Origin of the sequence: Pseudoalteromonas sp. ND6B (assembly GCF_000764215.1) — a bacterium.
GTDB classification, from domain to species: domain Bacteria; phylum Pseudomonadota; class Gammaproteobacteria; order Enterobacterales; family Alteromonadaceae; genus Pseudoalteromonas; species Pseudoalteromonas tetraodonis.
In genome coordinates this window covers 1-11,566 of sequence record NZ_JQFL01000053.1, presented here as the reverse complement: position 1 = coordinate 11,566, position 11,566 = coordinate 1, and the positions used below count along the sequence as shown (strand labels likewise).

Sequence of the window (11,566 nt, the reverse complement as noted above, 5' to 3'; positions counted from 1 at the left end):
GGCGAATATCCTATTTAAAGCGGTTTTTTAAATTTCAGCGTCATACGGTCGCTTTCACCTATGGCTTTATATTTAGCGGCATCTTGCTCGCCAAGTCTAAGGCTCGGTGGAAGGGTCCATACCCCTTTAGGGTGATCGGCTGTATCAAGAGGGTTTGCATTAATATCGCTTTTTGCTTCAAGTTCAAAACCAGCTTGTTCAGCAAGTGCAATAACCACACTTTGCTTCATATAACCTGATGATTTTTGCATCTCATCATCTTGCTCTTCTGGTAGGCGGTGTTCAACCACACCTAAAGTGCCGCCTGGTTTAAGTGCTTTGTAAAAAGACTTAAACGCATTGCTTGCAGCTTCTTTATCTTTGCTCATGTACCAGTTATGGACATTACGAAAAGTCAGTACCATATCGGCGCTAGCCGCAGGAGCAATATCTAAATGTGTAGATGGGGCAAACTCAGTGAGTTTAACGTGACTAAAGCGGGCATCTTCAGCGATTTTAGCCTTAAAGCCAGCAAGAGAACGTTGGTAATAACCAACCGATGAATCAGCAGGGAAGTGCGCAGCATAATAGGTGCCTTGCTCTTTCAGCGCTGGCGCTAAAATCTCACTGTACCAACCACCACCTGGGGCAATTTCTACCACGGTCATAGATGGTTTAAAGCCAAAAAATTCGAGTGTTTCTACAGGGTTGCGGTATTGATCGCGCTCACTGCTACGCTCGCTTGCTTTAACTGCATTTGTTAATGCTGAGTCGTGGCCATGGTTATGTGCCAACGCCATTGTTGAGCTTAATGACAGTGTGGCAACCAGTAGAGATTTTAGTGCAAATTTCATCGTCTAATCCTTCACATTATAATTGTTAGTCATGGTTATAGAATAAGCAGAATACGTGAATTTGGTGCAAACAAAAAGAGCTAACTGAACCCGTTAGCTCTTTATGCGATTAATGACGGAAGTGGCGCATACCGGTAAACACCATTGCCATTCCAGCTTCGTCAGCGGCCGCAATCACTTCTTCATCGCGCATTGAACCACCTGGTTGGATAACAGCAGTAATGCCAGCCTCTGCAGCTGCATCAATACCATCGCGGAATGGAAAGAATGCATCTGATGCCATCACTGAACCTTTTACTTCAAGGCTTTCATCAGCGGCTTTAATACCGGCAATTTTAGCTGAGTAAACGCGACTCATTTGGCCCGCACCTACACCTATAGTCATACCGTCGCGGGCATAAACAATGGCGTTTGATTTAACAAATTTAGCCACTTTCCAGCAGAATAATAAATCTTTAAGCTCTTGCTCAGAAGGTTGGCGCTTAGACACAACCGTTAAGTCGCCTTGCGTTACCATGCCTAAATCACGGTCTTGAATAAGTACACCGCCATTTACACGCTTAATGTCGTGACCTGTGCCTTTAGCTGAGAATTCACCACACTCTAATAAACGCACGTTTTGTTTAGCTGATACTATTTGAGTGGCTTCTGCACTTACGCTTGGTGCAATAATAACTTCAACAAATTGACGTTCAACAATCGCTTGTGCAGTCTTAGCATCAAGTTCTTGGTTAAAAGCAATAATGCCGCCAAATGCTGACGTTGGGTCAGTTTTAAAGGCGCGCTCGTACGCTTCTAAGATATTATTACCAATTGAAACACCACATGGGTTAGCGTGTTTTACAATAACACACGCAGGTACATCAAATTCTTTTACACACTCAAGTGCAGCATCGGTGTCGGCAATATTGTTAAACGATAATGCTTTACCTTGCAGTTGAGTCGCTGTTGCCACTGACGCTTCAGTGATGTCGTTTTCAACATAAAACGCGGCATCTTGATGCGAATTTTCACCGTAGCGCATATCTTGCTTTTTAGTGAATTGCATATTAATAGTACGCGGGAACTTAGTATCGATAGCGGCTTCTTCTGTGTAATCAGGAACCATTTTACCGAAGTAGTTAGCAATCATGCCATCGTACTGCGCTGTATGCTCATACGCTGCAATAGCTAAGTCAAAGCGTGTTTTGTAGGTTGTTGAGCCGTTGTTATTTTGCATTTCGCTAATAACACGGTCGTAGTCGCTTGCGTTAACAACGATCGTCACATCTTTGTGATTTTTAGCTGCCGCACGTACCATCGTTGGGCCACCAATATCGATGTTTTCAATAGCATCTTCAAGGCTGCAGTTTTCTTGAGCGACAGTATTCGCAAAGGGGTATAAGTTAACTACAACGATGTCGATAGCAGAGATATTGTTATCTGCCATTACGTCTTCATCTTGGCCACGACGAGCAAGAATGCCGCCATGAATTTTTGGATGTAGGGTTTTTACGCGACCATCCATGATCTCAGGGTGACCGGTGTGATCTGATACTTCAGTTACTTTAATTGCATTGTCAGCAAGTAGTTTACACGTGCCGCCAGTTGAAAGTATTTCAACACCTTGTGCTTCTAGTGCACGGGCAAATTCAACAATACCGGTTTTGTCTGACACACTCAAAAGTGCGCGACGTATAGGACGATGTGTATCCATTGTAGTTTGATTTCCTCAGTTAATGAGCTAGCTTAGAAGCGCGTATTTTAACTGATTACGACTCAAAAAACGACTTATAACGACCCATAAAGCGTGAGCATTTTGCAATTTCGTTAATAAATTTTACAAATAAAAAAAGCACCCTAAGGTGCTTTTTACTCAAAATACTTTATACCAGCTGTATTGGATTAGTAAGCAATTATAACGACAAAGAAATAAGTCAATAACGAGGCAAAAATTTTGCTGTGTAGTTATTCTACATAAAAAATTTTTAACGCAGTTAGGGGCTTATTTAGCTCGTTAGAATGATTACGGTTTCAATATAGCTGGTATTAGTTCATACCGTATTTTTTAAGCTTTTTACGTAAAGTACCACGGTTGATACCTAGTAAAATTGCCGCACGAGTTTGATTGCCACGTGTGTAAGTCATTACTTCTTCAAGCAATGGCGCTTCTAGCTCAGAAAGAACAAGGTCGTAAACGTCTTGCACATCTTGACCGTTAAGCTGCTTTAAGTAGTGGTGAACAGCTTTTTTCACTGCATCACGCAATGGCTGCGGTTTCTCGTGTGACTGAACATGAGGGTTAGTGATAAATGGAGAAGTCACGTTTTGTTCGAACATTATAAAGTCTCTTTCTTTCTTAGTTAGCTGCTAGTGTTTTAAAGTATTGCTCTAATGCGACGACCTGTGCCTCTGAATTGTCGAGCGCATTAAATACTCGCCTAAACTGACCGTCACTGTCATGGGTTTGCAAATACCAAGATACATGTTTGCGAGCGATTCGTGCTCCCATTGGCTCACCGTAAAACACATGGAGGTTGGTTAAATGCTCCATTAAAATACTGCGCACCTCTGCAATAGCAGGTGGCTGCATATGTTCACCAGTTCGCAAATAGTGGTCTATCTCCCTAAATATCCAAGGGCGACCTTGGGCGGCTCGACCAATCATAATGGCATCTGCACCCGTATAGTCCAAAACCTGCTTTGCTTTTTCAGGTGATGTAATATCACCATTAGCAACGACAGGTATCGACACTGAACGTTTTATATCCCTAATTGTGGCGTACTCAGCATCACCTTTATACATACATGCGCGCGTGCGCCCATGTACAGCCAGTGATGCAATGCCATAACGTTCAGCTATTCTTGCAATCTCTACACCATTACGGTTGTCCTGATCCCATCCGGTACGGATTTTAAGTGTCACAGGTATATCAACCGCGTTTACTACGGCATCAATAATCTCTTCCACGAGTTCTGGAAACTGTAATAAGGCTGAGCCTGCAAGTTTCTTGTTCACTTTTTTTGCTGGGCACCCCATATTGATATCTATGATCTGTGCACCGTTTGCAACATTGAATTGTGCGGCCTGTGCCATAAGCTCAGGGTCTGCTCCTGCAATTTGCACCGCACGTATACCCGACTCACCAGAATGATCCATCCGGTTCATCGACTTTTCGGTTTTCCAAACCTTCGGATTAGACGACAGCATTTCAGACACAGCAAGGCCAGCGCCTAAACGACGACATAGCTGTCTAAATGGTCTGTCCGTTATGCCCGCCATAGGCGCGACAATGACATTATTCTCAAGTTGGTATGAACCGATACGCACGATATTCAATAGGCCTCTTTTCAAGGGGCGCTAAGTTTACGGCTTTTTACGCAAAAATCAAAGGCTATAAATTGAACAAAAGTGACTTTTTTTTGCTCTTTTCGTATTGACATTTGATAACCGTATGACGAAGCGGTTTATTTGTGTGAATTTTGAACGGCTGTTACTTTTATAATAAAAAATCTTTATTTTTTATTATGTAAAAAAATAGTAAAGCCTGTTAAATACAGGCTTTAGATACGACTTTTGAGTTAATACTCTAAATTTTTTAATAACGCACTATTACGCTTTTTTAATGCCACTTACTCGGGTCCAATCGCCTTCAATGGCAATTTCATCGAGCTCAATAAAGGGCGCGTATATGTCAGCAACCGATTGTGCTTGTTCTTCTAAAATTCCCGACATCGCAATTTTACCGCCTGGCTTTAATAAGCCTAAAATAACACTATGAAGCTCACGCAGTGGTTGCGCTAAAATATTTGCCACTACAATGTCAGCAGTAAACTCAGGTTGATTTTCTGGCAGGTACACTTCAAGCTTGTCAGCAACACCATTGCGATTAGCGTTATCTAGGCTTGCTTCCAGCGCTTGTGGGTCAATGTCTATCCCTATCATGCGCTCAGCACCCAATTTTATTGCTGCAATGCCTAATATGCCTGAGCCACAGCCAAAATCGACCACGGTTTTACCAGTTAAGTCTTGGCTTTCTAACCATTTTAAACACAGTGCCGTGGTGGCGTGTGTGCCAGTACCAAAAGCAAGACCTGGATCAAGTAGTACATTGACTGCGTCTAGGTCTGGAATGTCGCGCCAGCTAGGACAAATCCAGAGTTTTTCGCCAAATTGAATAGGGTGAAAATTATCCATCCACTCACGTTCCCAGTCTTTATCTTCGAGTTGCTCAATTTTGTAAACTAAATTGTCTTTTAGCTCATCATGGCGTTTTAATAACGCAACCACTGCGTTCATATCGTGATTAGCTTCGAACAAGCCAATTACTGTGGTGTCAGCCCAAAATACAACAGTGCCAATTTTAGGCTCATAGATAGGCGTGTCTTTAGCATCAATAAAAGTAACAGAAGCACTGCCTGCTTCCATTAATAGGTCACTTACTGCATCAGCGGTTGCAGCATTGGCATTGATACGGATTTGGATCCAAGCCATGTTTATTTCCTTGAAATAGAAAAAAGGCCGCTACAGCGGCCTTTTAAATTAACTTATAATGTAACGCTAGATTATTTAGCGTCTAAAAAGCTTTTCAGTAAATCAGAGCGAGAAGGGTGACGTAATTTACGCAGTGCCTTCGCCTCAATTTGACGAATACGTTCACGTGTTACGTCAAACTGTTTACCTACTTCTTCTAACGTGTGGTCGGTATTCATATCAATACCAAAACGCATACGTAGTACTTTCGCTTCACGGGCTGTTAAGCCAGCAAGCACGTCGTTAGTTGCGCCACGAAGAGACTCCATTGTTGCCGAATCGATTGGCGAATCAATAGTGGTATCTTCGATGAAGTCGCCTAAGTGCGAATCTTCATCATCACCAATAGGTGTTTCCATTGAAATTGGCTCTTTTGCAATCTTAAGTACCTTACGGATTTTATCCTCAGGCATCATCATGCGTTCAGCTAATTCTTCTGGATTTGGCTCACGACCCATTTCTTGTAACATTTGACGTGAAATACGGTTCAATTTATTGATCGTTTCAATCATATGTACTGGAATACGGATTGTTCTTGCTTGGTCAGCAATAGAGCGCGTAATTGCTTGACGGATCCACCACGTAGCATAAGTTGAAAACTTATAACCACGACGGTATTCAAACTTATCAACCGCTTTCATCAGACCAATGTTACCTTCTTGGATTAAATCTAAGAACTGTAAACCACGGTTGGTGTATTTTTTAGCGATTGAAATTACAAGACGTAAGTTTGCTTCTACCATCTCTTTTTTAGCACGGCGCGCTTTCGCTTCACCAATACTCATGCGACGGTTTATATCTTTAATACGTTCAATGCTTAAGCCAGTGCTTTCTTCCATTGAAGTAAGTTTGCTAATACAACGAAGTATTTCAGGCTTCACTTCTTCAAGTTTAGCTGAATGCTTTTCGTTTGCTGCAATTTCAATATCAAGCCATGCTGTGTCAGTTTCGTTGTTTGCAAAATGCTTAACAAAGGTTTTCTTTGGCAGCTTTGAAACTTGAACTGCATGCTTCATGATAAGACGTTCTTGAACGCGAACTCTGTCCATCATTTCACGCATGTTATTAACCATGCGATCAAACTGTTTAGGTACGAGTTTAAAGGTTCTGAACAGCTCACCGATTTCTAAAATAGCGGCTTGAGACTCTGGATGAGAGCGACCTTTCTTATCGAATGTTTCACGTGCTTTGGTGTATAAATCACGTAAATTTTCGAAATGGATGCGCGCTTCTTCAGGATCTGGACCTGTATCTACTTCTTCTTCGTCTTCATCATCGCTGTCATCGTCATCATCGTCGCTGTCATCAAGTTGTTTTTCACTTAATTCAGAACCAATGTTGGTGGCAGCAATAGGTGGTGCTTCTTCTGCATCAGGATCGAAAAAGCCAGAGATAATATCGCTAAGACGCATCTCTTCTGCTTCAAACTTATCCCACTGTTCAAGTAGGTAAGTGATCGCTTCAGGGTATTCAGCAACCGAAATTTGAACTTGGTTAATGCCTTCTTCAATACGCTTAGCGATAACAATTTCGCCTTCACGGGTAAGAAGTTCAACAGTACCCATTTCACGCATATACATGCGAACAGGGTCAGTTGTACGGCCAATTTCTTTTTCTACAGTAGCAAGGGCTGCAGCGGCAGCTTCCGCTGCGTCTTCGTCTGTCGTGGTTTCTTGCATCATTAATTCATCGGCATCAGGCGCGTTTTCGCTAACCTTGATACCCATGTCATTAATCATGCTAATGATATCTTCTACTTGATCTGAGTCGATAATATCTTGTGGAAGGTGATCATTAACTTCTGCAAAAGTTAAGTAACCTTGCTCTTTACCTTTTTGAATCAGAAGTTTTAATTGTGACTGAGGAGTTGGATCCATAGAGATTGTTTCTTCCACTCTGATAAGTTGATACAACAGGCGCCATCATGGAGTTTGCTCAAAGGCTAACCAGAATAATGTGACGCAGTGAATAGCACAGTATAACAGCCTAAATCAAATCTGACTAGCTGTTCGTTGCTTTTAACGCTGTCATTAGTAAATGACATTCTAGTCGTTCGTCGCTATTTAGGCCCTGTGTCTTGTCTTTTATTAATAGGGTCTCTAGTCGATAATTTAAACACTGATCTTCAATAAATTTGAAAGTATTTTGAAAAACAGTCTCTAAACGCTCTTCATTTATTTGATGTTGCCATGTCGCTAACTTAGTTAATGGCTCGTAGTCATCGGTGCCCCGAAATGATTCAAGAATTTGTGCGGTGGTAATGCCATCTTTTTGTAATGCTTGATGTTGTAGTCGCAATAATAAGCCAATACCCGCAATATTCATTTGAGCTAAATCGGGTAAATAGGGCACACTTTTAGCCAAGTTAGGGTGCTGAATTAAAATCCCTATTGCTTGGCGCATGGGTGTAATTTTAAATTTTCGTTCAATTGCTTGCTGCTGTTTTGGCGTTTTTAAGTGATTATTGAGTTGCTCACGGGTACGGCCAATCAATCGCCCAAGTTGCTCTAGGATATTTTCTTGGTAAAACTCACTTGGGATCTTTTCAATCAGGGGCAGTGCCGCACTGAGTAACTTAGCCTTACCGGAATCTAGTGTTAAATCAATCTCTTTACTTAGTTTATTAAACAGCACTTTAGTGAAGTCATCTGCGTTTTCAAGGCGTTGCTCAAAAGCTGCTTTACCTTCTTGTTGTACGAGTGAATCAGGGTCTTCACCATCGGGTAAAAATACAAAATGCAGTGCTTTGCCATCGTTTAAGTAAGGCAGCGCATTTTCGAGTGCGCGCCACGCAGCATCTTTACCTGCACGGTCACCATCGTAACAACAAATAACTTTATCTGTGGTTCTAAATAAAGTGTGCATGTGCTCACTGGTTGTCGCTGTACCAAGGGCTGCTACGGCATATTCAATACCTTGTTCTGCCAGCGCTACTACGTCCATGTAACCTTCTACAATCAGTACATGGTCAAGCTTCTTGTGTGCTTGTTTAGCTTCATAAAGGCCATAGAGTTCAAAGCCCTTATGAAATATGCGCGTCTCCGGAGAGTTTAAATATTTAGGCCCTTGATCGGCTTGCATTACTCGCCCACCAAAAGCAATAACGCGGCCGCGTTTATCACGAATTGGAAACATTAAGCGATCACGGAAAAAGTCGAACTGTTTGCCTGGGGTTTTCTCAGATGCGAGTTTAAGCTCAACTAATTGTTCTTTTTGTTCTTGGTTTCGCCCAAGTTGTTGGCAGAGCCCTTCCCATTCGCTGGGCGCATAACCTATCATAAACTTTTTAACGGTTGCACCGCTTAAGCCGCGACCTTTAACGTAATCGATTACCGCTTCAGAGTTACTGTGATGTTTTAACTGATGTTGATAAAAGCGTGCTGCATGCAGCATTAGATCATAGTCTGAACGTTTTTGTGCCGCTGTGCGCTCTGGTCCATTACTGCTCCCTTGTTCGCGAGGAACATCAAGGTTAAGTAAACTGGCTAGTTCCTCAATTGCATCAACAAACTCGAGTTTGTCATACTCCATTACAAAAGAAATAGCATTGCCGTTAGCGCCACAGCCAAAGCAATGATAAAACTGTTTATCTTGCGATACGGTAAATGAAGGCGACTTCTCATTATGAAAAGGACAGCAAGCTTGATAGTCTTTGCCCGCTTTTTTCAACCCTACCTTTGAGTCAATCAGGTCGACAATATCGGTTCGTGCCAATAAATCATCGATAAAGTTGCGTGGGATCTTTCCAGCCATTGTTTAAAGTACAGCCCTAAGATAAATAGAAAAGTGATGAAAACGAATTATAATACGCAAAGATTTGAACACAAATGCATAATTTTTTGAAGTACTAAATATCTAAACGAAGAAACCGAGCTCAAGGCTCGGTTTACTTCAATCATACTAAATGTATGTGGGGGTATTAGGCAGTTAATCGTTGCTTAATTAAACCTGAGATTTTGCCCATATCGGCACGACCTTCGGCTTTGCTTTTGATTATACCCATTACTTTACCCATGTCTTGCATACCTGCTGCGTTAGTATCAGCAATAGCCGCGTCAATGAGAGCAATAATTTCTTCTTCACTCAATTGTTGAGGTAAAAAAGCTTCAAGTGCTGTAATTTCATTGGCTTCAATATCAGCTAAATCATCACGCCCAGCATCTTTGTACTGAGTGTAAGAGTCGCGACGTTGTTTAACAAGCTTCACTATAACCGAGGTAATACCTGCGTCGTCTAGTGTTATTTGCTCGTCAATTTCACGTTGCTTGATTGCAGCAAGTACCATACGAATAGGGTTAAGACGTTGTTTGTCTTTGGCTCTCATCGCATCTTTTTGCGCATCTTTTAGCGTTATTAAAAGGCTCATTTATACAAGACCTAATATATTAGTATAATTTAACGCGACGAGCGTTATCACGAGAAAGTTTTTTCATGTGACGTTTAACAGCAGCTGCTTTTTTACGCTTACGCTCAGCTGTTGGTTTTTCATAGTGCTCGCGACGACGAACTTCTGAAAGGATACCTGCTTTTTCACATGAACGCTTGAAGCGACGAAGTGCTACGTCAAACGGTTCGTTCTCTCTTACTTTAATTACTGGCATTAAAAATTCACCTACCTAAATTATGAGCGTTGCTCAAGTTGATCAAACATTGATCAAGTGGTTCAAAAATGGTGCGGTATTGTAATCCGAAGCAACACCACATGTAAAGGATAATATTAACAGAAACACAGCAGCTAAAACAGTGTTAATTTATATGGCGTTGGTACAGCCTACAAAAAACCTGACCTGCCTTTTTCTCTTTAATTAACAACCAGTTATTTGGTGCTTTAAACGAGGTTAGCTCAGTTTCTACTTCAACATATATCAATGCTTCGGGGTCGAGCCATTGATTATTTTCCAATAAATCACAGCATGATTGAGCTAAATTTTTGCGAAATGGCGGGTCAATAAAAACCAAATTAAATGTGTCACTGGTGTTTTTTCTCTCTAAAAACGTCAGTGTATTGGTATTAACGACTTGCGCGTTTTGTGCATCAAGCGTCGCAATGTTTTGCTCTAATTGTTTTGCTGCTTGTGAATCAAGCTCTATGAATGTGGTGTGTTTTGCAAAACGCGACAATGCTTCAAATCCCAATCCACCGGAACCGGCAAAGCAATCGAGAGTGTGCGCATCGCGGGTATCGTGCATCAACCAATTAAACACCGTTTCTTTAATTCGGTCGGTTGTAGGACGCAGACCTTGAACATCTTTTACTGGCAGTTTTCGACCGCGAAATTGGCCGCTAATGATTCTAATAACCCCATCAGCTGATTTATGAGTGGTGTTATTTTGTGTGGTTTTTTTTCTCATTTAACTCACTAAAAATTGGTATCTATGATCTAGCTCAGATAATATTGCAATCATATCACGGCGTGTCATTTTTCAACTGCACTAAAAGTGTTACTATTATGCACCCTCGAGGATAACGTGTTGCTAAAAGCAATTATTTAGACTTAAAAGCACGCTATCATTATCGTTAGTTTATCAGATTTTTATAAGTGGTTATTAGCAAGTATGGCAAAAAAAAGTAAATTCATGTCGTGGCTCGGTTTTGGCAAGTCAGATAAAAAACAAGCAGAAGCTGATAAACAACAAGCATTCGCAAAAGAGCAGGCAGAAAAAGCCGAACAAGAGCGTTTAGCTGCAGAGCAAGCTGAGGCAGAGCGCTTACAAGCTGAAGCAGAAGCCGAGCGTATAGAACAAGCCCGAATTGCAGCTGAACAAGATCGTTTAGCACAAGAGCAAGCTGAAAAAGCTGAGCAAGAACGTTTAGCTGCAGAGCAAGCTGCGGTAGAGCGTTTACAAGTTGAAGCAGAGGCCGAGCGTTTAGAGCAAGAGAAACAGGCGCAAGCACAGCGCGCAGCGGCAGAAGAAAAACAAGCGATTGAACACGCTAACGCAGAGCTATTAGCTAAACAGCAGGCAGATGCAGAGCAGCAAAGACAAGAGCAAGCCAAACGTTTAGCAGAACAAGAAGCGCAAATGCAGTTAGAGCAAGAGCGCATTGCAGCAGAAAAAGCTGAGAACGAGCGTTTAGAACAACAGCGTATTGCAGCAGAACAAGCTGAGAACGAGCGTTTAGAACAACAGCGTATTGCAGCAGAGCAAGCTGAGAACGAGCGTTTAGAACAACAGCGCATTGCAGCAGAGCAAGCTGAGAATGAGCGTTTAGAACAAC

At 41.8% G+C, this 11,566-nt stretch carries 10 protein-coding genes and 1 pseudogene; 1 reads left to right on the top strand and 10 read right to left on the bottom strand.

Features of this window, described 5'->3' with window-relative positions; all coding sequences use genetic code 11:
* Positions 1-14 precede the first annotated feature (14 nt).
* The 10 genes from ND6B_RS07390 to rsmD all read right to left on the bottom strand — a co-directional run bounded on the left by ND6B_RS07390 (position 15) and on the right by rsmD (position 10,698).
* On the bottom strand, positions 15-833 hold the full coding sequence (locus tag ND6B_RS07390) for a class I SAM-dependent methyltransferase (protein WP_013465965.1): 819 nt from the start codon (positions 831-833) through the stop codon (positions 15-17).
* A gap of 109 nt (positions 834-942) precedes the next feature.
* The gene (purH, locus tag ND6B_RS07395; RefSeq protein WP_033103715.1) at positions 943-2,529 is read right to left on the bottom strand and encodes a bifunctional phosphoribosylaminoimidazolecarboxamide formyltransferase/IMP cyclohydrolase; all 1,587 of its coding nucleotides are present in this window, start codon (positions 2,527-2,529) and stop codon (positions 943-945) included.
* 332 nt (positions 2,530-2,861) lie between these two features.
* A complete protein-coding gene (gene fis / locus ND6B_RS07400; RefSeq protein WP_002957804.1) occupies positions 2,862-3,152 on the bottom strand; it encodes a DNA-binding transcriptional regulator Fis in 291 nt (96 codons plus the stop codon).
* A gap of 19 nt (positions 3,153-3,171) precedes the next feature.
* Complete coding sequence (gene dusB / locus ND6B_RS07405; protein WP_024601713.1) at positions 3,172-4,143, bottom strand: tRNA dihydrouridine synthase DusB; 972 nt, start codon at positions 4,141-4,143, stop codon at positions 3,172-3,174.
* 282 nt (positions 4,144-4,425) lie between these two features.
* The gene (gene prmA / locus ND6B_RS07410; protein WP_033103714.1) at positions 4,426-5,307 is read right to left on the bottom strand and encodes a 50S ribosomal protein L11 methyltransferase; all 882 of its coding nucleotides are present in this window, start codon (positions 5,305-5,307) and stop codon (positions 4,426-4,428) included.
* A 71-nt stretch (positions 5,308-5,378) separates the two neighbouring features.
* The gene (rpoD, locus tag ND6B_RS07415) at positions 5,379-7,223 is read right to left on the bottom strand and encodes an RNA polymerase sigma factor RpoD (RefSeq protein WP_028835594.1); all 1,845 of its coding nucleotides are present in this window, start codon (positions 7,221-7,223) and stop codon (positions 5,379-5,381) included.
* 124 nt (positions 7,224-7,347) lie between these two features.
* Entirely contained in the window at positions 7,348-9,099 is a 1,752-nt protein-coding gene (gene dnaG / locus ND6B_RS07420) for a DNA primase (RefSeq protein ID WP_028835595.1), read from the bottom strand.
* A 166-nt stretch (positions 9,100-9,265) separates the two neighbouring features.
* Positions 9,266-9,712 (bottom strand): GatB/YqeY domain-containing protein, encoded by a 447-nt coding sequence (locus ND6B_RS07425; RefSeq protein WP_016899740.1) that lies wholly within the window; start codon positions 9,710-9,712, stop codon positions 9,266-9,268.
* Between the two features lie 19 nt (positions 9,713-9,731).
* On the bottom strand, positions 9,732-9,947 hold the full coding sequence (gene rpsU / locus ND6B_RS07430; RefSeq protein ID WP_002957797.1) for a 30S ribosomal protein S21: 216 nt from the start codon (positions 9,945-9,947) through the stop codon (positions 9,732-9,734).
* 145 nt (positions 9,948-10,092) lie between these two features.
* Complete coding sequence (gene rsmD / locus ND6B_RS07435) at positions 10,093-10,698, bottom strand: 16S rRNA (guanine(966)-N(2))-methyltransferase RsmD (RefSeq protein WP_013465959.1); 606 nt, start codon at positions 10,696-10,698, stop codon at positions 10,093-10,095.
* Positions 10,699-10,902: 204 nt separating this feature from the next.
* Between rsmD and ND6B_RS07440 the strand changes: the two are divergent.
* A pseudogene (locus tag ND6B_RS07440) lies at positions 10,903-11,566 on the top strand (signal recognition particle-docking protein FtsY); the annotation flags it as partial.